18 protein-coding genes are annotated in these 24791 nt (G+C 71.6%); 11 read left to right on the forward strand and 7 right to left on the reverse strand.

The window, feature by feature from the left end; all coding sequences use genetic code 11:
* Nucleotides 1–5 precede the first annotated feature (5 nt).
* Nucleotides 6–1358, reverse strand: coding sequence for a nucleotide sugar dehydrogenase (locus H4J02_RS03135; protein ID WP_187675663.1), 1353 nt, complete (start codon nucleotides 1356–1358; stop codon nucleotides 6–8).
* Nucleotides 1359–1618: 260 nt separating this feature from the next.
* On the opposite strand from H4J02_RS03135, the gene H4J02_RS03140 reads away from it, so the two are divergent.
* Nucleotides 1619–2884, forward strand: a complete 1266-nt coding sequence (locus H4J02_RS03140; RefSeq protein WP_187675664.1) for a glycosyltransferase family 2 protein — start codon at nucleotides 1619–1621, stop codon at nucleotides 2882–2884.
* On the opposite strand, the gene H4J02_RS03145 is transcribed toward H4J02_RS03140, so the two are convergent.
* Nucleotides 2885–5563 carry a LuxR C-terminal-related transcriptional regulator gene (locus tag H4J02_RS03145; RefSeq protein WP_187675665.1) on the reverse strand — a complete coding sequence of 893 codons (2679 nt, stop codon included), beginning with the start codon at nucleotides 5561–5563 and terminating at the stop codon, nucleotides 2885–2887.
* Between the two features lie 81 nt (nucleotides 5564–5644).
* Entirely contained in the window at nucleotides 5645–6859 is a 1215-nt protein-coding gene (locus H4J02_RS03150) for an MFS transporter (RefSeq protein WP_187675666.1), read from the reverse strand.
* A 289-nt stretch (nucleotides 6860–7148) separates the two neighbouring features.
* Here H4J02_RS03150 and H4J02_RS03155 point away from each other — a divergent pair, with 289 nt between their 5' ends.
* Both H4J02_RS03155 and H4J02_RS03160 read left to right on the forward strand, forming a co-directional pair.
* The gene (locus H4J02_RS03155; protein WP_187675667.1) at nucleotides 7149–9614 is read left to right on the forward strand and encodes a ribonucleoside-diphosphate reductase subunit alpha; all 2466 of its coding nucleotides are present in this window, start codon (nucleotides 7149–7151) and stop codon (nucleotides 9612–9614) included.
* A gap of 131 nt (nucleotides 9615–9745) precedes the next feature.
* A complete protein-coding gene (locus H4J02_RS03160; protein WP_187675668.1) occupies nucleotides 9746–10747 on the forward strand; it encodes a ribonucleotide-diphosphate reductase subunit beta in 1002 nt (333 codons plus the stop codon).
* Nucleotides 10748–10799: 52 nt separating this feature from the next.
* Here H4J02_RS03160 and H4J02_RS03165 read toward each other — a convergent pair whose 3' ends face one another.
* Nucleotides 10800–11204, reverse strand: a complete 405-nt coding sequence (locus tag H4J02_RS03165; RefSeq protein WP_187675669.1) for a pyridoxamine 5'-phosphate oxidase family protein — start codon at nucleotides 11202–11204, stop codon at nucleotides 10800–10802.
* A gap of 119 nt (nucleotides 11205–11323) precedes the next feature.
* Here H4J02_RS03165 and H4J02_RS03170 point away from each other — a divergent pair, with 119 nt between their 5' ends.
* From H4J02_RS03170 to H4J02_RS03185, 4 genes are all read left to right on the forward strand, one after another.
* The gene (locus H4J02_RS03170) at nucleotides 11324–11779 is read left to right on the forward strand and encodes a VOC family protein (protein ID WP_187675670.1); all 456 of its coding nucleotides are present in this window, start codon (nucleotides 11324–11326) and stop codon (nucleotides 11777–11779) included.
* A 9-nt stretch (nucleotides 11780–11788) separates the two neighbouring features.
* The gene (locus tag H4J02_RS03175) at nucleotides 11789–12442 is read left to right on the forward strand and encodes a pyridoxal 5'-phosphate synthase (RefSeq protein WP_187675671.1); all 654 of its coding nucleotides are present in this window, start codon (nucleotides 11789–11791) and stop codon (nucleotides 12440–12442) included.
* Nucleotides 12439–12927, forward strand: a complete 489-nt coding sequence (locus tag H4J02_RS03180; protein WP_187675672.1) for an ATP-binding protein — start codon at nucleotides 12439–12441, stop codon at nucleotides 12925–12927. The genes H4J02_RS03175 and H4J02_RS03180 overlap by 4 nt, the downstream gene beginning before the upstream one ends.
* 115 nt (nucleotides 12928–13042) lie before the next feature.
* Complete coding sequence (locus H4J02_RS03185) at nucleotides 13043–14740, forward strand: ABC transporter ATP-binding protein (RefSeq protein ID WP_187676403.1); 1698 nt, start codon at nucleotides 13043–13045, stop codon at nucleotides 14738–14740.
* A 387-nt stretch (nucleotides 14741–15127) separates the two neighbouring features.
* Here the strand turns inward: H4J02_RS03185 and hrpA are convergent, their stop codons facing one another.
* Entirely contained in the window at nucleotides 15128–18901 is a 3774-nt protein-coding gene (gene hrpA, locus H4J02_RS03190; RefSeq protein ID WP_187675673.1) for an ATP-dependent RNA helicase HrpA, read from the reverse strand.
* A 160-nt stretch (nucleotides 18902–19061) separates the two neighbouring features.
* Here hrpA and H4J02_RS03195 point away from each other — a divergent pair, with 160 nt between their 5' ends.
* From H4J02_RS03195 to H4J02_RS03210, 4 genes are read left to right on the forward strand one after another with little or no spacing between them, the layout of a single operon-like run.
* Complete coding sequence (locus H4J02_RS03195) at nucleotides 19062–19712, forward strand: hypothetical protein (RefSeq protein WP_187675674.1); 651 nt, start codon at nucleotides 19062–19064, stop codon at nucleotides 19710–19712.
* Entirely contained in the window at nucleotides 19712–20008 is a 297-nt protein-coding gene (locus H4J02_RS03200; RefSeq protein ID WP_187675675.1) for a transcriptional regulator, read from the forward strand. The genes H4J02_RS03195 and H4J02_RS03200 overlap by 1 nt, the downstream gene beginning before the upstream one ends.
* Complete coding sequence (locus H4J02_RS03205; RefSeq protein ID WP_187675676.1) at nucleotides 20005–20889, forward strand: ABC transporter ATP-binding protein; 885 nt, start codon at nucleotides 20005–20007, stop codon at nucleotides 20887–20889. Before H4J02_RS03200 ends, H4J02_RS03205 begins: the two co-directional genes overlap by 4 nt.
* Entirely contained in the window at nucleotides 20886–21689 is an 804-nt protein-coding gene (locus H4J02_RS03210) for an ABC transporter permease (RefSeq protein WP_187675677.1), read from the forward strand. The genes H4J02_RS03205 and H4J02_RS03210 overlap by 4 nt, the downstream gene beginning before the upstream one ends.
* On the opposite strand, the gene pntB is transcribed toward H4J02_RS03210, so the two are convergent.
* Together pntB and H4J02_RS03220 are read right to left on the reverse strand one after the other, a co-directional pair.
* A complete protein-coding gene (pntB, locus tag H4J02_RS03215) occupies nucleotides 21680–23098 on the reverse strand; it encodes a Re/Si-specific NAD(P)(+) transhydrogenase subunit beta (protein ID WP_187675678.1) in 1419 nt (472 codons plus the stop codon). The two genes, H4J02_RS03210 and pntB, sit on opposite strands and share 10 nt — an antisense overlap.
* A complete protein-coding gene (locus tag H4J02_RS03220) occupies nucleotides 23095–24663 on the reverse strand; it encodes a Re/Si-specific NAD(P)(+) transhydrogenase subunit alpha (protein ID WP_187675679.1) in 1569 nt (522 codons plus the stop codon). The genes pntB and H4J02_RS03220 overlap by 4 nt, the downstream gene beginning before the upstream one ends.
* Between the last annotated feature and the right edge of the window lie 128 nt (nucleotides 24664–24791).

The raw sequence follows: 24791 nt of genomic DNA on the forward strand, positions 1-24791 counted from the left end.
GGGCCTCACAGGGTCACGCGCCGCGGCACGGCGAGCTCGCGATAGCTCGCGTCCAGCACGAGGTGCCGCTCGTCGATCCACGACAGGTCGAGCTCGCGGTGCCGCGTGTGGATGACGACGAGGTCGGGGGCGAAGCCGAGCGGATCCCGCACCGTCTCCGTGACGCGCCCGTCGAGCATCCGCGCCTGCGGGCACAGCGGGTCGAGGTACTCGACGATCGCCCCGCGCCGCTCGAGGCCGTGGATGATCTCGAGCGCAGGCGACTCGCGCAGGTCCGCGACATCCGGCTTGTACGAGACTCCCACGACGAGCACGCGCGCTCCGCCGAGGCCGCGGCCGGCATCCGAGAGCACCTGCGCGGCGCGCTCGACGACGCGGGCGGGCCGCGCCGCGATCTCCGACATCGCCTGCGTGATCATGGGCGCGGCGACGCGACGCTCGCGCAGCTGCCACAGCAGGTAGTGCGGGTCGCACGGGATGCAGTGGCCACCCACTCCGGGACCGGGCAGGAACGGCATGAAGCCGTAGGGCTTCGTCGCCGCCGCGTCGATCACCTCGGTGACGGGCACGTCGAGCTCGCGGCAGATGTCGGCGACCTCGTTCGCGAGCGCGATGTTGACGGCGCGGAAGGTGTTCTCGAGCAGCTTCGTCATCTCCGCCGCCGCGAGCGAATCCACCCGGTGCACGCGCGCCGTGTAGCGCGACAGCACGGCCGAGGCGCGCATCTCGCAGCTGGGGGTGGCGCCGCCGACGACGCGCGGCACCGACTCGTGCTCGTACGCGTCGTTGCCGGGGTCGATGCGCTCGGGGCTGAACGCCACCGAGATGTTCCTGCCGGGTGTGAACCCGCGCTCGACGAGCGGGGTCACGAGCAGGTCGTCGGTGCATCCGACGTAGCTCGTCGAGGTGAGCATGAGGATCTGGTCGGGCACCGCGTTCGCGACGACCGAGTCGCACGCCGACCGCAGCATCGTGAGGTCGGGCACGAGGTGGTGGTCGACGGGCGTCGGCACGCACACGATGACGGCCGTCGCGCGCCGCAGCATCGTGGGGTCGTCGGTGATGGCGAAGCGCGGGTCGCGCAGAGCCTCGGTGAGGCGGGCGCGGTCGCTGTCGAGCAGGTCGGCGTCGCCCGAGCGGATGGTCGAGATGCGCTGCGGGGAGATCTCGAGCCCCAGCACGCGGGCGCCGGCGTGGTGGTACGCGAGCGCCGTGGGCAGGCCCACGTAGCCGAGGCCGACGATCGCGATGTCGAAGTCGGCCGCGTACTGCGGGGGGACGGAGGGGAGTGCCGAGGATCCGAGATCGGGCCTGGGGTGACGGCGGCCCACGAGGGGGCGCGTTTCGAGAGACGTCATGGTGGGGGCCTCCATGGCGACGCCGGGGGGACGGCGCGTCGGGTGATGAGGGGACAGGGTGCGGCGCCCGTTCGGGAACCGGTGGGCCCAATGTCGACCTCGCTGCGGGGCGGGTCAACGCGGATGCGGCAGGTGTGCGGAACGCCCCGTCGCCGGATGCGGATCCCCGCAACGGGGTGCGGGGATCCGCGCGAGGCCTACGGGCACAGCGGATGCGCCCCGGTCGTAGGGTCGGGATCGAACCCGATCGAGGAGGCCCCATGGTGGCTTTCGTCGTGACCGCCGTCGTGGTGGTCGGCATCAACACCCTGCTCTGGGTGGGCGCGGGCCTCATCCGCGTCGTCGCCGCGCGCGTGCGCCGCGGCGCGCCCCGGGGTGCCGGCCGCGTGCCCGAGCCGCGCGACGTCGCGATCGTCATCGCGGCGCACGACGAGGAGCTCGTCATCGAGGCGACGATCCGCTCGGCGGCGCGCCAGGTGCCCGTCGAGAACGTCTTCGTCGCGTGCGACGGCTGCACCGACCGCACGGCCGAGGTCGCGCGCGCGTGCGGGGCGATCCCCCTCGAGATCGTGCCGAACCGCGGGAAGGCGGGCGCCATCCGCGCGATCGTCGACGAGCTCGACCTCGCGCGCCGCTTCGAGGTCATGCTGCTGCTCGACGCCGACAGCCAGCTGCACGACGACTACCTGCGCTCGGGGTTGCCCGCGTTCGCCGACCCCGAGGTCGTCGCCGTCGCGGGGCGCGCGACGACGCTGCTCGACCCGCCGCCCCCGACGCTCGGCGGACGCATCCTCGTGGCCTACCGCGAGCGGCTCTACCTGAGCGTGCAGTACCTGCAGAAGTTCGGCCAGGCCGCGCGGCTGCTCAACGCCGTGTCGATCGTGCCCGGCTTCGCGAGCATGTACCGCACGCGCGTGCTCGCCGACATCGACATCGATGCGCCTGGCCTCGCGATCGAGGACTACAACATGACCTTCGAGGTGCACGCCAAGCGCCTCGGTCGCATCGCGTTCCGGCCGGATGCCGCGATCGCGCTCACCCAGGACCCCGACAACCTGCGCGACTACCGCAAGCAGATGGGCCGCTGGAGCCTCGGCTTCTGGCAGACGGTGCGCCGCCACGGCCTGCGCGCGGGCCGCTTCTGGACGCTCCTCGCGATCTCGATCGGCGAGCTCGTGACGAGCAGCGTGCTCATGCTGCTCGTGCTGCCCGTCGTGCTCGTGAGCCTCGCGGCGACGGCGCTCGCGGCATCCGGCGCCGACCCCTCGGGTGTCGCGGCGGGCATCGCGGCGACCGTGCCGCCGCTCGCGATCGTGCTGGGCGTGCTCGTGCCCGACTACCTGCTCACGATCCTCGCGGCCGCGCTCTCCCGGCGTCCCGTGTACCTGCTGCTCGGCCCGCTCTTCCCCGCCCTGCGGATGCTCGACGCGTGGCTGTGCCTGCGCGCGATGGCGCACGCGTACCTGCGGCGGCGCGCCGACGGCCGCTGGACCTCGCCCTCGCGCCGCACGGTCGCGCGTGCCTGATCACGACAGCAGCGACACGAGGTGGGCGCGCGAGCGCGCCCCGACCTTGCGGTAGATGCGCGTGAGGCGCAGCTCGACCGTGCGCACCGAGAGGAAGAGCGCGGCCGCGATCTCCTTGTTGTGCAGGCCGCGCACGACGAGCTCGGCGACGGCGCGCTCGTCGTCGCTCAGGAGCGCGAGGCGCGCGGGCGGATGCGGTGCGTCGGGTTCCGGCGTGAGCGTCGCGGCGCTCGCGGACGGGGTGGGCGCCGCCATCCACGGGCGCGCGCCCGCTCCCGCGAACGCGATGCGGGCGTCCGCGGCCGCCTCCTCGGACTCGGGGACGGCCCCCGCCGCGGCGAGGCGCCGGCCGTAGGCGCGATGGAGGCGCCCGAGCTCGAAGACCGAGTCGCCGGGTCGGTGCAGCGAGACCGCCCAGAGGTAGCGCTCGCGGAGGTCCTCGTCGTGTGCCGTCACGACGACGGTGCGGGCGCTCGCGAGGGTCGACCAGCGGCTCTGGTGGGCACGCGCCGCCTCCGCGAAGCGATGCGCGACCTCGCGTGCCGCGCTCATCCGCCCGGTCTCCACGAGCACCTCGACGAGCTCGGGGAGGTGCCGCGTGAGCCGGGGGTCGTCGATCGCGGCGGCGACCGTGTCCGCCACCTGGAGCAGCTCGCTCGCGGTCGCCAGGTCGCCCCGCAGTCGGGCGATCTCGGCGCGGAAGAGCAGGGCGCGCGCGGTGGGCAGGGGCCCGACGCGTGCGGCCGCGTTCTCGGTGCACGGTGCGGCCACGGCCTCGGCGCCCTCGAGGTCGCCCGCCGCGAGCCGCGCCCAGGCGCCCAGCGGCACCATCCCCGCGGGGCCTTCGACCCCGGGATGCTGCGTCTCCCAGTCGCTCGCGAGCTCGAACGCCTGGCCGATGCGCCCCTCACGGGCTGCGCAGTCGATCGCGAGCGCGGTGAGCCAACCCGCCCACATGCGGCTCGGGCGGGCGAGGGAGTGCGCGAGCCGGCTGATGAGCTGACGCGCCCGCGCGTAGTCCCCCGCGAGGGTCTCGGCCCGCGCATGCAGCGCGATGAGCAGTGGATCGCGCGCGTCGTCGCTCGCGTGCGGGATCCCGTCGACGCTCCCGAGGAGCGCCCGTGCCGTCCGTGCCATCGAGCGCGTCTCGGACGTCGTGCCCGGCGCGAGCCCCGACTCCAGCCCCATGAGCGGTCCGCGCGCGGCGTGGAAGTCGCCGCGCGCCGCGGAGACCGCGGCGAGCGTCGCGGCCCAGCGCGCCACGAGCTCGGGGTCGGCGTCCGCGAGCAGCGCATCGGTGTGCGGTGGCCGTCCGGCGAGGTAGTCGGCGCGCAGGCGCGAGATCGCGACCCGCAGCCGGTCGTCGACGTCCGCGGAGGGGTCGGATGCGGCCAGTTGCAGGTAGCGCTCCGCGAGCTCCGGCTCGCCCGCCGCGAGCAGCTCGTCGGCGACCGTCGCGAGGGCGCCCGCGAGGCCGTCGCCGCCCGAACGCACGGCGCGGTCGGCGAACTCGATCGTCGCGTGCGGGTGGCCGAGCCGCGCGCTCTCGGCCGCCGCCTCGAGAAGCGGGGCGCGCAGGTCGGCCGCCGGATCGGCCCAGCTCGCGTGCCACGCGTCGAGCAGCGGGCCCGAGCCGGCGCGCAGCTCGAGGTGCAGCTCCCGCCGCGCCCGCGAGGGCAGCCCGTCGGCGAGGGCCGAGCGCACGAGCGGGTCGGCGAGGGTGACGAACGCGCCCGCCTCCCGAACCGCGCCGAGGTCGATGAGCTCCTGCAGCGCGTCCTCCGCGTCGTCGCCCCACGAGCCGACCGACGCACGCGGATGCAGGGGCGCTGTCGCGAGGCGGTCGAGCACCGCGACGTGGCTCGCCCCCATCCGGCGAGTGAGCCGCTCGAGCGCGTGCCACGCCGCCCGCCCGGGGCGCGGCGGCAGGCGGAGGCCCTCCCTCCCGTGCAGCTGCTCGGGTGAGAGCGAGTCGAAGAGCGACACGAGGGTACGCAGGTTGCCGCCCGCGACCGAGGAGAGGATGCGAAGCGTGCCCGGGTCGATGCCCGCCGGGGCGACGGCGCGCGCATCCGTGTCGTCGACCGGGAGGAGCTGCACCGACTGGACGCCCACGAGCGGCTCGTCGCTCGGGATGTCGGCGGCGGACGCGACGAGGCGGATGCCCGAGCCGGCCAGGTGCCCCGCCATGTAGCCGATGACCCGGCGGCTCGCGGCATCCATCGCGTCGATGTCGTCGACGAGCAGCAGGGTGCGGGGGAGGCCGAGCCCGCGGAGCACCGCGAGCAGCTCGGTGGCGGCCTCGGAGATCGCGGCCTCGTCGTCGGAGCGCAGGGCGAACCTCCCCGTGAACTCCGCGACCCGCGGGTCGCCGATGCCGGCCAGGATCGCCGAGACCCCCGAGAGCGGCCATCCGTTCTCGGCGGGATTCACGGGCACGAGGGATGCGATGTCGGTGTGGGCCGCGAGGCTCTGCGCGAGCACGGTGCTCCTGCCCGCCCCGGGGGCGCCCAGGATGAGGAGCGCACCCTCCTGGGGGCTCCGGGCGATCGCGTCGACGGCGGCGAGCGCCTGCTCGTGGCAGCGGAGCATGACCGTGGGGCCGGTCAGCTCCGCGGCGAGCGCGTTCGGGCAGGTGAAGATGACATCGGGAAATCCATCTCCGTGGGTGGGGGGCATCGCCGGGGGGCGACAATCCGGTCTACCGTGACCAGGAGGTTCTCCGCAAGAGCCCGTTGCGGGCAACCGCCGGAGCTTCGCTCAACTCGGGGTGATCGGGACCGGCTCGGTGTCGGGGATCGGGCTCGCGTCGCGGCCCCGCAGGTCGGGCAGCGCGCGCACGAAGACCGCCGGCACGATCGCCCCGAGCAGGCCGAAGGCCGCGGCCGCGATGAAGCCGCCCTGGGACCCGAGGTCGTCGATGAGGAACCCGGCGATCGCGGAGCCGAGCGCCGCGCCGATGAGCTGGCCGGTGCCGATCCAGCCGTAGGCCTCCGCGGTGTCGGAGAACTTCACGCTCGCCGAGACGACCGTGAACATGACCGCGAGAGCCGGCGCGATGCCGACGCCCGCGATCGCGAGGGCGCCCGCGATCGTCCAGAACTCGAACGCCCACACCGCGACGAGGCAGCCGACGAAGACGATGAGCATGCGGCGGGCGAGCGCCCACGGGCCGATCGGCACGTGCCCGAAGCCGAGGCCGCCCGCGAGCGACGTGATCGAGAAGATCGCGAGCACGAGACCCGCCTCGAGCCCGCCCTCGCCGAAGTGCGACACGACGCCGGCCTCGACGGCCGCGCACGCCCCCACGAGCAGGAAGCCGACGACGGTGGAGAGCAGCACGGCCGGGCGCTTGAGCACGACGCCGAAGGCGCGCTTCGAGCGTGGGATGCGCACGCGTCCGAGCTCGGGGGATGCGATGAACCACGCGCCGCCTCCCACGAGGAAGGCGACCGACAGCAGGATGCCGACGACGCTCGAGATCTGCAGCGACACGAAGGTCACGACGACGGGTCCGAGCACCCAGATGAGCTCCTGAGCCGAGGCGTCGAGCGAGAACAGCGGGGTGAGCTGCCGCGAGTTGACCATCTTGGGGTAGATCGTGCGCACGGCGGGCTGCACCGGCGGGTAGCTGAGGCCCGCGATGAGGCCCGTGAGCATGAACGCCCAGAGCGGGAGCGTCGCGGGCGCGAGGGCGATGAACGAGATCGCGACGGCGCACACGGCGGTCGTGAGGATGAGCACGGGGCGCATCCCGAAGCGGCCCATGAGCCGGCTCGTGGCGGGGCCCGAGATCGCCTGCCCGATGGACGTCGCGCCGAGCACGAGGCCCGCTGCGCCGTAGCTGTGGAAGATGTGCTCGATGTGGATGAGGAAGCCGAGCGACAGCATGCCGCCGGGGAAGCGGGCGAGCAGCTGCGCGGCGATGATCCGGGCGACTCCCCGGGTGCGCAGCAGGTCGAGATAGGCGTTCACGGCCCTCCGAGCCTAGTGCCGACGCCCGACGTCGCGACCCGTGTCGGACGGGCCTCCTAGGGTGTGGAAAGTGTGCATAACAGCGGCGAAGTTATGCACATCTGTGGATGACACGCCCACAACATCTAGGGTTGGCCCGCTGTCGGCGGCCCGATATATAGTGGTGGAACCTCCGGGCCGGGGGAGAGCGAGGAAGCTGGCGAGCGGTCCGTCGAGGTGCGTTCTCACCAGGGTTTTTCATCGGAGTTCGGGGCGCGCAGAGAGGCTGCGCGGGGAGGAAAGGGATCACGTGACCATCACCGTCGTGAAGCGCAACGGAGAGCGCGAGCCGTACGACGCCAACAAGATCAACCTGGCGATCGAGGAGGCGAGCCGCGGACTCTCCGAGGAGATCACCTGGGTCACCCAGATCGCGTCGGAGCTCGAGCTCACGCTCTTCGACGGCATCACGACGCAGCAGCTCGACGAGGCCGTCATCCAGGTCGCCCTCCAGAACGTCAAGGACGACCCGCAGTTCGACACCGTCGCCGCGCGCCTCCTCCTCAAGACGATCTACAAGCGCGTGCTCGGCGACTACAGCACCGACGAGGAGCTCAAGGACCTCCACCGCGCCCACTTCGCGCGCGCCATCAACCGCGGCGTCGACGAGCTCCTGCTCGACTCGCGCTTCCCCGCCCTCTTCGACCTCGACCGTCTCGCCGACGCCCTCGAGCCGAGCCGCGACGGCCTCCTCAAGTACATCGGCGTCGTCACGCTCAACAACCGCTACGGCATCAAGGCCCGCAACGGCGAGCCGCTCGAGGTGCCCCAGTTCTTCTGGATGCGCATCGCCATGGGCCTCTCGCTCAACGAGGCCGACCCCACGAGCCACGCGATCGAGTTCTACGACAAGATGTCGAAGCTCGAGTACCTCGCCGCCGGCTCGACGCTCGTCAACGCGGGCACCGCCTACCCCCAGCTCTCCAACTGCTTCGTCATGGAGATGCACGACGACATCGAGCACATCGCCAAGAGCGTGCGCGACGTCATGTGGCTCACGAAGGGCACGGGCGGCATCGGCCTCTCGGTCACCAAGCTCCGTGCGCAGGGCTCGCCCATCCGCTCCAACAACACCATGAGCACGGGACCCATCCCGTTCATGCACACGATCGACTCGGTGCTGCGCGCGGTCAGCCGCGGCGGCAAGAAGTTCGGCGCCCTGTGCTTCTACATGGAGAACTGGCACCTCGACTTCCCCGAGTTCCTCGACCTGCGCCAGAACTCGGGCGACCCCTACCGCCGCACCCGCACCGCCAACACGGCCGTCTGGATCTCCGACGAGTTCATGAAGCGCGTGCAGAACGACGACGACTGGTACCTCTTCGACCCGCTCGAGGTCGCCGACCTCAACGAGCTCTACGGCGAGGCGTTCTCGAAGCGCTACGCCGAGTACGTCGCGCAGGCCGAGGCCGGCCAGCTGCGCATGTTCAAGAAGATCTCCGCGCGGTCGCAGTTCAAGGACATCCTCATGTCGCTCCAGACCACGAGCCACCCGTGGCTCACCTGGAAGGACACGATCAACAACCGCGCCCTCAACAACAACACGGGCACGATCCACCTCTCGAACCTCTGCACCGAGATCTGCCTCCCGCAGGACCTCGAGAACATCTCCGTCTGCAACCTGGCCTCCATCAACCTCTCGACCCACCTCAAGGTCGACGCGAACGGCGGCCTCGGATTCGACTGGGAGCTCATCGAGGACTCCGCGCGCAGCGCCGTGCGTCAGCTCGACAACCTCATCGACATCACCGAGTCGTCGGTCGCCGAGGCGGACCACGCCAACCAGATGAACCGCGCCATCGGCCTCGGCGTCATGGGCTTCACGGATGTCGTCGAGAAGCTCGGCTTCTCGTACGAGTCCGAGGAGGCCTACGCCCTCATGGACGAGATCATGGAGCACGTCTCCTACGCGGCGATCGACGAGTCGGCCGACCTCGCCCGCGAGCGCGGCTCGTACGCGAACTTCGAGGGCTCGCGCTGGTCGCAGGGCCTCGTGCCGTTCGACTCGATCGAGCTCACCGAGAAGGACCGCGGCATCGCGATCACGGTCGACCGCACCATGCGCCTCGACTGGGACCGCCTGCGCGAGAAGGTCAAGGGCGGCATGCGCAACGCGACGCTCATGGCGATCGCGCCCACGGCATCCATCGGCCTCGTCGCCGGCACCACGCCCGGCCTCGACCCGCAGTTCGCTCAGATCTTCAGCCGCTCGACCTCGAACGGCAAGTTCCTCGAGGTCAACCGCAACCTCGTGGCCGACCTGCAGCGCCTCGGCATCTGGGAGAAGGTGCGCGAGCAGGTGCTGCGCAGCCAGGGCGACATCCAGGTGATCGCCGAGATCCCCGACGAGCTCAAGAAGGTCTACAAGACGAGCTTCCAGCTCTCGCCGTACGCCTTCATCGAGGTCGCGGCGCGCGCCCAGAAGTGGATCGACCAGGCCATCAGCCGCAACATGTACCTCGAGACGCGCGACCTCGGCGACATGATGGACATCTACTACAAGGCGTGGGAGAAGGGCGTCAAGACGACGTACTACCTGCACGTCAAGCCCCGTCACCAGGCCGAGCAGTCCACCGTCAAGGTCAACAAGGCGGAGGAGATCACGGCCGGCGCCAAGCGCGGCTTCGGCGCCGCAGGCCCCGCGGCCGCCCCGGCATCCGAGGCTCCCGCCGCCGCCCCCGGCTCGCCGCGTCGCGGATTCGGCGGCCTCGCATGAGCGGCTACACCGCCGTCGACGAGTACGCCGTGCCCGTCGACCCCATGGACGAGCTGCAGTGCGAGAGCTGCCAGTAACCCGACGCGGTCTCTGACCCGAGCGGCCACGTAGTACAAGAAGGACGACACTTCATGCCCATCCTCGGCACCGGAGTCCAGGAAGGACTCCTCCTCAAGCCCATCACCTACCAGTGGGCGATGGACCTCTACGACCAGGCGGTCGCCAACACCTGGTTCCCCAACGAGATCCAGCTCGGCGAGGACCTCGCCGACTTCAAGAAGATGACCGACGAGGAGCGCCACGCGGTCACCTTCCTCATCTCGTACTTCAACCCCAACGAGCTGCTCGTCAACAAGGCGCTCGCGTTCGGGGTGTACCCGTACGTGAACGCGCCGGAGGCGCACCTCTATCTCGCGAAGCAGATGTGGGAGGAGGCCAACCACTGCATGTCGTTCGAGTACGTGCTCGAGACGTTCCCGATCGACCGCAACGAGGCCTACAACTCGCACGTCGACATCCCCTCCATGGCGCGCAAGGAGGAGTTCGAGGTCAAGTTCATCAAGCGGATGACCGAGGAGACCCTCGACATCACGACGACCGCGGGCAAGCAGGACTTCATCCGGAACCTGATCGCCTACAACATCATCCTCGAGGGCATCTGGTTCTACTCGGGGTTCATGGTGGCGCTCTCGTTCCGTCAGCGGAACCTGCTGCGCAACTTCGGTTCGCTCGTCGACTGGATCGTGCGCGACGAGTCGCTGCACCTCAAGTTCGGCATCAACCTCATCCTCACGGTGCTCGACGAGAACCCCGATCTGCAGACCCCGGAGTTCGCGGCCGAGATCAAGCAGATGATCCTCGACGCCGTCGAGATGGAGGAGCAGTACAACAACGACCTGCTCCCGAACGGCATCCTCGGCCTCAACGCGAACTACATCAACCAGTACGTGAAGTACCTCGCCGACCGTCGCCTCGAGGAGCTCGGCTTCGGCACGCACTACAACGTGGTGAACCCGGCCAAGTGGATGGCGACGGCGAACGACACGCTCGAGCTCGTCAACTTCTTCGAGTCGACGAACACCTCCTACGAGGCGAACGCCAAGGCGTCGACGGGCGACCGCCCGAAGGAGTAGGGCCCGGCCGCTTCGCCAGGGCGCGGACCCCGTCGCGGGGTCCGCGCTCGGCTCACTCGGATGCGTCGCGGCGGAACCGCCGCCCGCTCACCTTGTCGGGCGTGATGCGCACGTAGTTGTGCTTCTCCGACGGGGCCCAGCTCACGAGCCCGAGCACGCCCGTGTGCTCGATCTCGTCGTCGTACTCGAGGCGCTCCGCGGTGCCCCAGAGGATGACGCTCCAGGCGACCTCGTCGTCGGTGTGGTCCACCTCGAAGGCGACGCGCGGCCGGTCGAGCACGAGCTCGAGCTTCGTGCCGGGCGCGCTGCGGAACAGCACGCTGCGCCCGCCCACCGAGTAGTTCACGGGGAACACCTCGATCTCCTCGCCCTCCGCGAAGACGACGCGTCCGATGCGCCCCGTGCCCAGCAGGTCCCAACAGGTCTCGATGTCCAGCGTCTCCGCTCCGTGCTCCATGCACGCACCCTACGGCCGCCGACGCGCGGGGTCGAGAGGGCGAAGGTCCCGCGGGGCTTGACGCGGCATCCGGCGCCTGCGAATGTGGACAGCGTTCACATCAGACGTGGAGGTGCCGGATGTCTCAGAAGATCACACCGTTCCTGTGGTTCGGGGGTCGGCTGGGGGAGGCGATCGAGCTGTACACCTCGACCTTCCCCGACAGCGAAGTGCTCGAAACCGTGGACAGGGACGGCCAGCTCTTCACCGCGAACTTCCGCATCGGCGGCATCGAGGTGTCGGGCATGAACGTGCCCGAGGGGCCGGTGTTCAACGAGGCGATCTCGCTCGTCGTCGACTGCGACGATCAGGCCGAGGTCGACCGCTACTGGGAGGCGCTCACCGCGGGCGGCGGCCGCGAGGACCGCTGCGGCTGGCTCGTCGACCCGTTCGGCGTGAGCTGGCAGATCACCCCGCGCCGACTCATCGAGCTCGTCAACGACCCCGACCCCGCGCGTGCGCAGCGGGCGATGGAGGAGATGCTGACGCAGAACAAGATCGACATCGCCGCGATCGAGCGAGCCGCCGACGGCTAGCCTCGACGCGTGACCACCGAGCTCCGCGCGCGCCTCCGCACCCTGCCGTCGTTCCCGCGCGAGCTGCCCGAGTTCGCCCCGGATGCCGCGCCGACGACCCCGCAGGAGCTCTTCCTCGCGTGGCTCGACGAGGCCGTGGCCACGGGCGTGCTCGCGCCGCACGCCGCGACGCTCGCGACGGTCGACGAGACGGGTCCGAGCGCGCGCGTGCTCGTGCTCAAGGACGTCGACGCCGACGGCTGGGCGATCGCGACGCCCGCCGACAGCCGTCCGGGCCAGGCGATGACGGCATCCGGCCGCGCGGCCCTCACCTTCTTCTGGCCCGCCCTCGGGCGGCAGGTGCGCGTCGAGGGGGAGGTGCGCCGAGCGGATGCCGCGGATGCCGCCGCCGACTTCCGCGACCGCCCCGCCGAGGCGCGCGCCACCGCGCTCGTCGGGCGCCCCACGCCGACGCTCGCGGACGATGCGGAGTACGCGGCGGCGCGTGCCGAGGCGCTCGCACGTGTCGAGGCCGACCCCTCGCTCGTGCCCGAGACCTGGGCCCTGTGGTGGGTCGCGCCGGGCACCGTCGAGTTCTGGCAGGCCTCGCACGACCGCGCCCACACGCGCCTTCGCTACCGCGCCGACGCAGACGTCTGGGTGCGTGAGAGGCTGTGGCCGTGAACCGCCCGTCCCTCCACCTCGTCTTCGGTCTGCCGGGCGCGGGCAAGTCGACGCGGTCGCGGCACATCGTCGAGACGGAGTCGGCGGTGCGGCTCGACCCCGACCCGTGGATCGTCGCGCTCGGCGTGAGCCTCGTCGACTACGACTTCCGCTTCACGCTGCAGCACCAGCTGCTCGCGCACGCGGGCGACATCCTGCGGGTGGGCGCGAACGTCGTGGTCGAGTTCGGCACGTGGTCGCGAGTCGAGCGCGAGGCCGTGCGGCGGGTCGCCGTCGACGCGGGTGCTCGCACCGTGCTGCACTTCGTCGACGCCCCGCTCGACGAGCTCGTCCGGCGCGTCCGCGAACGCGGCGGACCCGACGCCGAGGCTCTCATCGCCGACGTGCTCATCGGGCTCTCCGACCGGTTCGAGCGCCCCGACCCCGACGAGATCGCGCTCTACGACCGCTACGTCGGCCCCGAAGACGACCCGCTCGCGGCATAGCCGCGCCGTCTCGGCGACGGTCGCCCGGGCGTGAGAGGCTGTCGCCGTGACCACGCCGCCCACCACCACGATCACGGTCGTCGACGCCGATCGCCCGCTCCGCAGCCTCGGGCGGATGCTGCGCGCGTACCGCGGCCGGCTCGCGATCGCCGTGCTCGCCTTCGGCATCAAGGACAGCCCGCTGTGGCTCCTGCCGGTCATCACGGCATCCGTCATCGACGTCGTCGTCGCGGGCGGGCCGGCGATCCGCCTCGCGTGGGTCGCCGCGGGCGCCGTCGTGCTGCTCGCGCTCAACTACCCGATGCACGTGCTGTTCGTGCGGCTGTTCTTCGGCACGAGCCGCGCCCTGGGCGCGCAGCTGCGCAACCGTCTCGCCGAACGCCTCCAGAGTCTCTCGATCGGCTTCCACTCGCGGTCGTCGGCCGCCGTCATCCAGACGAAGGTCGTGCGCGACGTCGAGAACGTCGAGCTCATGTTCCAGCAGGCCGGCCCGCCCGCGCTGTCGGCGGTGTTCTCGCTCGCGGGAGCCGTCACGATGACGGCGATCGCGGTGCCGCAGTTCCTCGTCGTCTACGTGCTCACCGTGCCGGTCGCGGCGACGCTCACCCTCGCCATGCGGAGGCGATCGGCTCGCCGCAACGAGGACTTCCGCCGCGAGGTGGAACGGTTCTCGAGCCGCGTCGGCGAGATGGCGACGCTCATCCCCATCACGCGCGCGCACGGCCTGGAGCGCGTCGCCCACGAGCGCGTCGCCCGCAGCGCGGAGGGCGTGCGCGACGCCGGCATGACGCTCGACCTGCTCAACGGCCGGTTCGGAGCGGCCACCTGGATCTCCTTCCAGCTGCTCGGGATCGGCTGCCTCGTGATCGCCGCCCTCGCGGCGATCTCGGGGTGGCTGCCCGTCACCGCCGGCGAGGTCGTGCTGCTCGGCTCCTACTTCTCGATCCTCACGGGCGCCGTCACCCAGCTCGTCTCGATGATCCCTCTCGTCGCCAAGGGCCTCGAGTCGGTGCGGTCGATCGCCGAGGTCATGCAGGAGCCCGACATCGAACGCAACGAGGGAAAGGAGGCGGTCGAGGCGGTCGAGGGCCGCATCCGCCTCGAGCGCGTCGCCTTCCGGTACCCCGGCTCCGACGGCGGCGCCCTCGACGACATCGACCTCGACGTTGCGCCCGGCGAGACGATCGCCTTCGTCGGGCCGTCCGGCTCCGGCAAGTCGACGATGCTGAACCTCGTGCTCGGCTTCCTGCGGCCGAGCGAGGGCCGCATCCTGCTCGACGGGCGCGACATGGAGACGCTCGACCTGCGCACCGTGCGGCGCCACGTGTCCGTCGTGCCGCAGGAGTCGGTGCTCTTCGAGGGCAGCATCCGTGAGAACGTCGCCTACGGGCTCGACAACGTGCCCGACGAGCGGGTGCTCGCGGCCCTCGCGGATGCCAACGCGCTCGAGATCGTCGAGGCCCTACCCGACGGATGGGACACCGTCGTCGGGGAGCGCGGCGCCCGACTCTCGGGTGGGCAGCGGCAGCGCATCGCCATCGCGCGCGCCCTCGTGCGCGACCCCCGCATCCTGCTGCTCGACGAGGCCACGAGCGCCCTCGACACCGAGTCGGAGGCGAAGGTCAAGCAGGCGCTTGACACGCTCATGCGGGGCCGCACGACGCTCGTGGTCGCGCACCGGCTCTCGACGATCCGCTCCGCCACCCGGATCGTCGTGCTCGACCACGGGCGGATCGCCGAGGTCGGCTCGCACGACGAGCTGCTCGCCGCCGGCGGCCGCTACGCGCAGCTGCACCGCATCCAGTCGGCGTAGGGCGCGCCTCTCCCGCTGGTTGAGTAGCGCCGCGCGCGGAGCGCGCGACCCCCTGCCGTTGGTTGAGTAGCGCCGCGCCGCGCGACGCGCGGCACGACGCGTATCGAAACCCTCGCACCGCGTATCAACAGCGGGCCACGGGATGCGATCCCTCCGCACGTCATCCGCTCCTCGGGTTTCGATACGCCGTGCGTCGCGCGCTTCGCGCACGGCGCGCGGCACTCAACCAGCGGTGAACTCGCGGCGCGCGCAGCGATCACGGAGCGCGGCACTCAACCAGCGGTCACCTCGCGGCGTGCGGGGACCCCCTTTTCCGTTGGTTGAGTAGCGCCGCGCGCGAAGCGCACGACGCGTATCGAAACCCCCGCACCCCGCATCAACAGCGGGCTACGACTCCAGCGCCTTGCGGATGCGTTGCACCGAGACGGGGCCGGCGGCGCCGAGGTGCTGGGCGAAGAGCGAGAGGCGCAGCTCCTCGAGCATCCAGCGCACCGCGACGAGCCTCGGCGGGGTGTTGCCCGCGTGCGGCAGCGCACCGCCGGCCTTCGTGTAGAGCGCCGTCACCTCCTCGACCTGCGACTGCCACGCGCGGTCGCGGCCGGGGTTCTCGGCGAGCTTCTGCACACGGAACACGATGCCCGCGAGGTACACGGGGTAGCGGCGCAGCTGCGCGAGCCCCGCCCGCCGCACGAACCCCGGATGCACGAGCGCGGCGAGCTGGGACCGTGCGTCGCCGAGAGACCCCATGAAGGCGAGGCTCGACGCCGACGAGATGGCCTTGTCGGCGTCCTTCGCGGCCCCGAGGATGCGCGCGACGAGTCCCGCGGCGCCGAACAGCGCATCCACGAGTCCCGCATTGACGGTCTCCTGCAGCGCACGGAACCCGTCGGGCGTGCGCGGGGAGGCATCACCCGCGAGCTCCTCGACGACGGCGATCATGATGTCGTCGAGCAGCGCCCTCGTCGAGGCGTACGGCGCCGTCGCGAGCAGCAGCTTCTCGGTGCCCGTGAGCTGGTCCTGAACGTAGCCGAGCGGGCTCGGCAGGGTGAGCGCGACGAGGCGGTGCACGCCGCGCACCTGCGAGGCCTCGGCCTGCGCACGGCTCGCGAACACCTTGAGGTCGACGCCCGAGCCCGTGTCGACGAGGGCGGGGTAGCCGACCACGGTCGACCCGCCCTGCTTCGCGGTGACCTGCTCGGGCAGCTTGCCGAGGTCCCACTCGGTGATGCCCGTGCGCTCGATGTCGCGGCCGGGGGTCGCCGCGGCGGTCGCGACCGCGACATCCGTGCGGGCGCGCTCGGCGAGCCGCTTCTGCAGCGCGGCGAGGTCGCGCCCCGCCGCGAGCGTGCGCCCGCGCTGGTCGACGACCTCGTAGCGCATGCGCAGGTGCGGCGGCACACGGTCCCACTCGATGTCGGATGCCGCGACGGGCGTGTGCGTCGCCGCCCGGATGGCGTCGGCGAGCGCCTCGCCGACGGGGGCGTCCGAGTACACCGGCAGCTGCGCGCCCAGCCGCCGCGCCCAGTCGGCCGCCGGCACGACGTTCTTGCGGATCGCCTTCGGCAGCGCCTTGATGAGCGCCGTCAGCAGTTCGTCGCGCAGGCCCGGCACGAGCCAGTCGAAGCCGCGCTCGGCGACGCGCGGCAGCACGGCGAGCGGGATGACGACGGTCACGCCGTCGTCGTCGGCGCCGGGCTCGAAGCGGTAGCGCAGCCGGAAGCGCGTGTCGCCCTGCACCCACTCGTCGGGGAAGCCGGATGCGTCGCCCTCGTCGTCCTCGAGGAGGTCCTCGCGGCGCATCGTGAGCAGCTCGGGCGTCTCGGCCTTCGCCTTCTTCCACCAGCTCGCGAAGCGGCGCGAGTCGGTGACGTCGTCGGGGATCCGCGCGTCGTAGAAGGCGAAGACGGCCTCGTCGCCCGTGAGGATGTCGCGGCGGCGCGTGCGCTCCTCGACCTCGGCGAGCTCGCGGCGCAGCTTCTCGTTGTCACGGTCGAACCCGAGCAGTGCCGAACGCTCCAGCTCGTGCGGCCAGTCGCCCTCGACGAGCGCGTGCCGGATGAAGAGCTCGCGCGCGAGGGGCGCGTCGATGCGGGCGAGCTGGGCGCGCCGACGCGGCACGATGGGCACGCCGTAGAGCGTGACCTTCTCCCACACGAGAGCGGCGCCCTGCTTGCTCGACCAGTGCGGCTCCGAGTACGAGCGCTTGGCGAGGTCGCCTGCGAGCTTCTCGGCCCAGGCGGGGTCGACCGCGGCGACCGTGCGCGCGAAGAGGCGCGAGGTCTCGACGAGCTCGGCGGCCATGACGGCGTTCGGCTGCTTCTTCGCGAGTCCCGAGCCGGGGAAGATCACGAAGCGCTGGCCGCGCGAGCCGAGGTAGTCCTTCTTGTCGGGGTCGCGCAGGCCGAGCCGCGACAGCAGCCCCGCGAGGATCGAGCGGTGGATGGCGTCGGCATCCGTCGAGCGCTCGCCGGGCTTGAGGCCCACCGACTTGGCCGCGCGCGTGAGCTGGCGGTAGAGGTCCTGCCACTCGCGCACGCGCAGGTAGTTGAGATATTCCGCCTTGCACATACGTCGGAAGGCGTTGCCGCTGCGCTCCTTCTGCTCGTCCTCGAGGTGGTTCCAGAGGTTGAGGAGCGAGATGAAGTCCGACGAGGGGTCGCGGAAACGCGCGTGCGCGGCATCCGCCTGGGGTCGCATCTCGAGCGGTCGCTCGCGCGGGTCCTGGATGGAGAGGCCCGCGACGATCGCGGCCACCTCGCGCACGACGCCCTGCTGCCCGGCCTCCACGAGCATCCGCCCGAAGCGCGGGTCGACGGGCAGGCGCGCGAGGTCGCGGCCGACGCGCGTGATGCGCTGCTCGGCGTCGACCGCGCCGAGCTCGCGCAGCAGGTCGAGGCCGTCGGCGATGCCCCGCGAGTCGGGCGGGGTGAGGAACGGGAACTCGCGGATGTCGCCGAGCCGCAGCTCGAGCATCTGCAGGATGACGGCGGCGAGCCCCGTGCGCAGGATCTCGGGGTCGGTGAACTCGGGGCGCCGCTCGAAGTCGTCCTCGGAGTAGAGGCGGATGGCGATGCCCGGCGAGGTGCGGCCGGCGCGGCCCGAGCGCTGGTTGGCGGAGGCCTGGCTGATCGCCTCGATCGGCAGGCGCTGCACCTTGGCGCGCGGCGAGTAGCGGCTGATGCGCGCCGTTCCGGCGTCGACGACATAGCGGATGCCGGGCACCGTGATGCTCGTCTCGGCGACGTTCGTGGCGATCACGACGCGGCGACGGATGCCGGGGGCGCGTCGCGTGTCGAAGACGCGGTGCTGGTCGGCGGCCGAGAGGCGACCGTAGAGCGGCACGACCTCGTCCTTGGGGAACCGTCCGCGCACGACGTCCGCGGCATCCCGGATCTCCGACTCCCCCGAGAGGAACACGAGCACGTCGCCCGCCTCCTCGCGCTCGAGCTCGGCGAGCGCGTCGACGATGCCCTGCGCGACATCCCGGTCGGAGGAGGCGGCACCCTCGTCCTCGGCGTCGTCGGAATCGTCGCCCGCCTCGGCGACGAGCGGCCGGTAGCGGATCTCGACGGGGTAGGTGCGGCCCGACACCTCGATGACGGGCACCTCGGCGCCGATGGCGTTCGAGAAGTGGCGCGCGAAGCTCTCGGGGTCGATCGTCGCCGAGGTGACGATGACCTTGAGGTCGGGGCGGCGGGGGAGCAGCCGGGTGAGGTAGCCGAGCAGGAAGTCGATCGTGAGCGATCGCTCGTGCGCCTCGTCGATGATGATCGTGTCGTAGGCGCGCAGCTCGCGGTCGCGCGAGAGTTCGGCGAGCAGCACGCCGTCGGTCATGAGCTTGATCGCGGTGTCGGTGCGCGTGCGGTCGTCGAAGCGCACCTGGTAGCCGACGACGGTTCCGAGGTCGACGCCCAGCTCGGATGCGATGCGCTCGGCGATCGAGCGCGCCGCGATCCGACGTGGCTGGGTGTGCCCGATGCGCTCGCGCCCGAGCTCGAGGCAGATCTTGGGCAGCTGCGTCGTCTTGCCCGAGCCGGTGGCGCCCGCGACGACGACGACCTGGTGGTCGCGGATGGCGTCGGCGAGCTCGTCGTGCGCCTGGCTGACGGGCAGCTCCGGCGGGTACGAGATGTGGTACGCGGGCGTGGACGTGGCGGACATGAGCCCTCCAGGCTACCGCCCGCCCTCGTCCCTCGTGGTCTGGTGTCAAACGCTGCCGCGGTTGGCCCGCCGCGGCAGGGATATCTGCAGCCCGACGGCAAGCGCGGCAGCGTTTGCCAACTTGCTTGACTCGCAGAGAGGTTTGCGTTACAAAGTAGGCATGGATGACGAACTCGACGTCGCGGCGCCGGGCGACGCCGACCTCAGCCCCGAGGAGATGCTGGCCCTCATCGATGGTCAGACCCGCGGCGTGAGGCGCGCCTTCACCGCGCAGGTGCCCGTCTACTACTTCGTGTGGGGCGGCGCGTGGCTCGTGGGCTACCTCGTGCTGTGGTCGGGCTGGGAGGGCACCACCTCGCCCGTGCAGCTTCCGCTGTGGATCGGGGCGATCGTCTTCGGCCTGCTCATCCTCGGTGCCGCCGTCACCTCGGCGGTCGTCGGCGTGCGGGCGAACCGCGGCATCAAGGGCGTGAGCGACTTCGTCGGCACCCTCTACGGGCTCTCGTGGCCCATCCTCGGCACGGCCTTCGCGGCCGTCGGCGTCGCGATCCAGCGCGCAGGCGCCTCGAGCGACGTCACCGCGATCTACTACACCTCGGCGTACGCCCTGCTCGCGGGCGGGATGTACCTCGCGGGCGCCATGATCTGGCGCTCGGTCGACCAGCTCGTCATCGCGCTCATCCTCATCGTCGCCGCGGCCGTCACCGGGTTCTTCGGCGCCCCCGCCAACATGCTCGCGATGGCGCTCATCGTCGGGCCCGCGCTCATCGTCGGGGGCATCGTGTCGGTCGTCCGCCTGCGGAGGCTCTGATGGACGAGCTCGACCCCGTCATCCACGCCTCGGCCAGGTTGCGCATCACGGCGGCGCTCGCGGCGCTCGAGCGGGGCGACCGGATCTCGTTCCCCCGATTGCAGGAACTGCTCGGCATGACGGCGGGCAACCTCTCCACCCACCTGCGGAAGCTCGAGGACGCGGGCTACGTCGACGTCGACAAGACCTTCCAGGGCCGCTCGCCCGTCACCTACCTGTCGCTCAGCCAGACCGGACGCCGCGCCTTCGAGGACTACACCGCGCAGCTCCGCACGCTCCTCGGAGGAACCCCATGACATCCCTCGCCACCCTCGCCGGCGTCACGCGACGCTACGGCGACCTCACCGCCCTCGACGACGTCAGCATCGACATCGCCGACGGGCAGATCCTCGGCCTGCTCGGCCCCAACGGCGCCGGCAAGACGACGCTGCTCTCGCTGCTGGCGGGCCTCATCCGCCCGACGCGCGGCACGGTGCGCCTCTTCGGGCGCGACCCGCGCGACGCATCCGCCCGACAGCACCTCGGCACGACCCCGCAGCAGACCGCCCTGCCCGAGACGCTGCGCGTGCGGGAGGTCATCGACTTCGTGGGCGGGCACTTCGCCGAGCGGATCCCCACCGTCGAGCTCGCCGAGGAGTTCGGCCTCGCCGAGCTGCTCACGCGCCAGACGGGCGCCCTCTCGGGAGGCCAGAAGCGCCGCCTGAGCGTCGCGCTCGCGTTCGTCGGCCGCCCGAAGCTCGTGCTGCTCGACGAGCCCACGACGGGCCTCGACATCGACGGACGCCGCGTGCTGTGGGATGCCATCCGCCGTCAGCGGGAGGGCGGTGCCTCGATCGTCGTCACGAGTCACTACCTCGAGGAGATCGAGCAGCTCGCCGAGCGCGTCGCCGTCATCGCCGGAGGTCGCGTCGTGGCCGATGACGACCTCGCGACCGTCATCGGCTCGGTCGGCACCCGCTGGGCGAGCCTCGTGAGCCCCGAGGCCGCGCGCATCGCCGCGCTGCCCCAGGTGGCCGGTTCCCGCATCGACGGCGACCGCGTGGAGCTCTCGCTGCGTGACGCCGACGCGTTCGTGCGCGACCTCGTCGCGACGGGCGCCTCCTTCATCGAGCTGCAGCTGCGCAGCGCCACCCTCGAGGAAGCGTTCCTCTCGATCGTGCGAGGAGAAGGCGCATGACCACCGCATCCGCGTCGGCACCCGCCGTCGTCTCCACCTCGCCGGGCGGCGGGCTCGTCGGCCTCGGGCTGCTGCACGCCAAGTACCTGCTGCTCGAGACGGTGCGCGTGCCGATGGCCGTCATCGGCCCGATTGTGTTCCCCGCGCTCTCGTTCGCGTTCTTCATCCTCCCGCAGCGTGGCCTCGTCGAGAACCCGACGGGCGCCGCGCAGGCGGTCATCCAGCTCATGGTCTTCGCCGTGATGGTGAACGCGCTGTTCTCCTACGGCCTCAACATCTCGCAGGCCCGCGAGGCGCCCTGGGAGCCGTACCTGCGCACGCTCCCGGCGCCGGCCGGGGCGCGCATCCTCGGCCAGGTGCTCTCGGTGGGCCTCATCGGCGTGCTCGCGCTCGTGCCGCTCTTCCTCATGGGCGCGCTCTTCACGGAGGCGCACGCGGATGCCGCGGGCATCGCGCTCGGGTTCGTCGCGCTCGCGCTGTCGTCGCTCCCGTTCGTGTTCGCCGGTATCGCGATCGGCTACGCGCTGCCGTTCAAGGCCGCGATCGCCGTCATCCAGATCGTGATGTTCGGGCTCGCGTTCGCGGGAGGGCTGTTCCTGCCGCCCATGATGTTCCCCGACTGGCTCGACACCGTCTCGCGCTTCCTGCCCTCCCGCGAGGCGCGCGAGCTCGTCATCTGGGCGGTGCAGGGCGGTGAGGTGCCGCTGCTCGAGCTCGTCGGCGCCGCCGTGTGGACGGTGCTGCTGCTCGCGGCCGCGCTCGTGCTGTACCGCCGCGACGAGGGGCGCCGCTACCGCTGAGCCGGGAGCGCGCGGAGGATGTCCTCCACGCGCTCCTTCGCGTCGCCGAACAGCATCTGCGCGTTGTCGCGGAAGAACAGCGGGTTCTGCACGCCCGCGTAGCCCGACGCCATCGAGCGCTTGAACACGACGACGTTCGCCGCCTCCCACACGCGCAGCACGGGCATCCCTGCGATGGGCGAGCCCGGGTCCTCCGCCGCGGCGGGGTTGACCGTGTCGTTCGCGCCGATGACGAGCACGACATCCGTCTCGGCGAGGGAGTCGTTGATCTCGTCCATCTCGAGCACGATGTCGTAGGGCACCTTCGCCTCGGCGAGCAGCACGTTCATGTGGCCCGGCAGGCGGCCCGCGACGGGGTGGATGCCGAAGCGCACCTCGACGCCGCGCGCCCGCAGGCGCTCGGTGAGCTCTGCGACGGGATACTGCGCCTGGGCGACGGCCATGCCGTAGCCGGGCGTGATGACGACCGAGCCGGCGGATGCGAGCAGCTCGGCCACCGAGGCCGCGTCGATCTCGCGGTGCTCGCCCTGCTGCTCGTCGCCGCCCGTCGGCGCCGCGATGCCGAAGCCGCCTGCGATGACGGAGAGGAACGAGCGGTTCATGGCCTTGCACATGATGTAGGAGAGGTAGGCACCCGACGACCCGACGAGCGCACCGGTCACGATGAGCAGGTCGTTGTTCAACAGGAAGCCCGCCGCGGCCGCCGCCCAGCCCGAGTAGCTGTTGAGCATCGACACGACGACGGGCATGTCGCCGCCGCCGATCGACGCGACGAGGTGCCAGCCGAGCAGCAGCGCGAGCACCGTGACGGCGACGAGCGACCACAGGCTCGGCGTGATGACGTACCAGACGGTGAGCGCGAGGAAGAGCACGAGCGCGCCGACGTTGAGCACGTTCTTGCCGGGCAGCATGAGCGGCTTCGAGCTGATGCGCGCCGAGAGCTTGAGGAACGCGACGATCGAGCCCGTGAACGTCACGCCGCCGATGAACACGCCGATGAAGACCTCGGCGTGGTGGATGTCGCGCAGCGCGCCGCTGAGGTGGTCACCCGCGAGGTGACCGTTCCAGCCCACGAGCACGGCGGCGAGACCCACGAACGAGTGCAGCAGCGCGATGAGCTCCGGCATCCCCGTCATCTCGACGACGCGCGCCCGCCACAGGCCGATCGCCGCGCCCACGAGCACCGCGACGGCCATGAGGGTGAGCCCGAGGCCGCCCTGCGGTAGCTGCCAGCCGGATGCCGCGGTGAGCCCGACGGTCGCCACGAGCGCGATGACCATGCCCGCGATGCCGAACGCGACGCCGCGGCGCGACGTCTCGTGCTTGCTGAGCCCCGCGAGACTCAGGATGAACAGCAGCGCGGAGACGATGTAGGCGGCGTCGGCGGCCGCCTGCGCGAACGCGATCACTTCTGGTTCCCCTTCTGGAACATCGCGAGCATGCGTCGCGTCACGGCGAAGCCGCCGAAGATGTTGATGCTCGCCACGAGCACGGCGACCGCCGCGAGCAGCTGCACGGCGAGCGAGCCGTCGGCGATCTGCACCATCGCGCCGACGACGATGATGCCGCTGATCGCGTTGGTGACGCTCATGAGCGGCGTGTGGAGCGCGTGCGCGACCTTGCCGATCACGTAGAAGCCGATGACGACCGAGAGCGTCAGCACGAGGAAGTGCTGCGGCAGCGGCGCGGGCGCGAACGCGCACACGAGGAAGAGCACGAGGATGCCGGCCCCGATGAGCGCCGTGCGGCCGCGCGGGCCGAGCGCGCGCTTCGGCGCGGGGGCGGCATCCGCTGCGGGGGCCGTGACGGCTGACGCGGGCGAAGCGGATGGCGGCGCGGCCGACACCTGCACGGGTGGCGGCGGCCAGGTGACGGCGCCGTCGCGCGTGACCGTGACGGCGCGCTGTACGACGTCGTCGAAGTCGAGCGTGAGCGTGCCGTCCTTGCCGGGTGTGAGCAGGGTGAGGAGGTTGAGCAGGTTGGTGCCGAAGAGCTGCGACGACTGCTGCGGCAGGCGGCCCGCGAGATCGGTGTAGCCGAGGATGACGACGCCGTTCTCGGTGACGACGCGCTCGCCGGCGACCGTGCCCTCGACGTTGCCGCCCTGCGCCGCCGCCATGTCGACGATGACGCTGCCGGGCTTCATGCTCGCGACGTCGACGGCCGTGATGAGGCGCGGGGCCGGGCGCCCGGGGATGAGGGCGGTCGTGATGATGATGTCGACGTCGGCGGCCTGCTCGCTGTAGAGCTCGGCGGCGCGGCGGTCGTAGGCCTCGCTCGTGGCCCTCGCGTAGCCGTCGGAGGAGACCTCCTTCTGCTCGTCGGGCACGACGACCTCGAGGTACTCGCCGCCGATCGAGCGCACCTGGTCGGCGACCTCGGGGCGCGGGTCGGTCGCGCGCACGATCGCGCCGAGGCTCGAGGCGGCCCCGATGGCCGCGAGCCCCGCGACGCCTGCGCCCGCGACGAGCACCTTCGCGGGCGGCACCTTGCCGGCGGCGGTCACCTGGCCCGTGAAGAAGCGGCCGAACTCGTTCGCCGCCTCGACGACGGCGCGGTAGCCGGCGATGTTCGCGGTCGAGCTCAGCACGTCCATCGACTGCGCGCGCGAGATGCGCGGCACGGCGTCCATCGCGAGGGCCGTGACACCCTGGGCCGCGAGCTTCTCGAGCAGCTCGGGGCGCAGCGCCGGGCTCAGCAGGCCCACGAGCGTCGCACCCTCCCGCAGCCGCGCGATCTCGTCGTCGGTCGGCGGGTTGATCTTGAGCACGATGTCGGATGCCCACGCGGCCGCGCGGTCGACGATGGCCGCCCCCGCCTCGGTGTATGCGGCATCCGGGAACGACGATCCGGCGCCCGCGGTGGTCTCCACGACCACCTCGTAGCCGAGGGCGACGATCTTCCCCGCGGTGAGGGGCGAGACGGCGACGCGCGTCTCACCGGGCTGTTCGGCGACGATGCCGATCTGTGTCATGTTTCTGGCTCTCCTGGTCCGGGTAGGGGCCGGATTTCCGACTCTAGGCCGCGGCCGCCCGGTGCACCCAGCGTTTTCCGAGCGAAAGACTCGGCGTTCTTTCGTCAGAGGCAACACCGCGGGGTGCG

The sequence above is a fragment of the Protaetiibacter sp. SSC-01 genome (assembly GCF_014483895.1).
Lineage (GTDB): Bacteria > Actinomycetota > Actinomycetes > Actinomycetales > Microbacteriaceae > Homoserinibacter.

What these genes read in the sequence shown, in the direction of transcription:
- H4J02_RS03170 (WP_187675670.1), top strand. Translation starts at nt 11,324, where the DNA reads ATGTCTCAGAAGATCACACCGTTCCTGTGGTTCGGGGGTCGGCTGGGG.
- H4J02_RS03220 (WP_187675679.1), bottom strand. Translation starts at nt 24,663, where the DNA reads ATGACACAGATCGGCATCGTCGCCGAACAGCCCGGTGAGACGCGCGTC.
- H4J02_RS03165 (WP_187675669.1), bottom strand. Translation starts at nt 11,204, where the DNA reads ATGGAGCACGGAGCGGAGACGCTGGACATCGAGACCTGTTGGGACCTG.
- H4J02_RS03145 (WP_187675665.1), bottom strand. Translation starts at nt 5,563, where the DNA reads ATGCCCCCCACCCACGGAGATGGATTTCCCGATGTCATCTTCACCTGC.
- H4J02_RS03140 (WP_187675664.1), top strand. Translation starts at nt 1,619, where the DNA reads ATGGTGGCTTTCGTCGTGACCGCCGTCGTGGTGGTCGGCATCAACACC.
- H4J02_RS03185 (WP_187676403.1), top strand. Translation starts at nt 13,043, where the DNA reads ATGCTGCGCGCGTACCGCGGCCGGCTCGCGATCGCCGTGCTCGCCTTC.
- H4J02_RS03160 (WP_187675668.1), top strand. Translation starts at nt 9,746, where the DNA reads ATGCCCATCCTCGGCACCGGAGTCCAGGAAGGACTCCTCCTCAAGCCC.
- H4J02_RS03205 (WP_187675676.1), top strand. Translation starts at nt 20,005, where the DNA reads ATGACATCCCTCGCCACCCTCGCCGGCGTCACGCGACGCTACGGCGAC.
- H4J02_RS03210 (WP_187675677.1), top strand. Translation starts at nt 20,886, where the DNA reads ATGACCACCGCATCCGCGTCGGCACCCGCCGTCGTCTCCACCTCGCCG.
- H4J02_RS03135 (WP_187675663.1), bottom strand. Translation starts at nt 1,358, where the DNA reads ATGACGTCTCTCGAAACGCGCCCCCTCGTGGGCCGCCGTCACCCCAGG.
- H4J02_RS03195 (WP_187675674.1), top strand. Translation starts at nt 19,062, where the DNA reads ATGGATGACGAACTCGACGTCGCGGCGCCGGGCGACGCCGACCTCAGC.
- H4J02_RS03200 (WP_187675675.1), top strand. Translation starts at nt 19,712, where the DNA reads ATGGACGAGCTCGACCCCGTCATCCACGCCTCGGCCAGGTTGCGCATC.
- hrpA (WP_187675673.1), bottom strand. Translation starts at nt 18,901, where the DNA reads ATGTCCGCCACGTCCACGCCCGCGTACCACATCTCGTACCCGCCGGAG.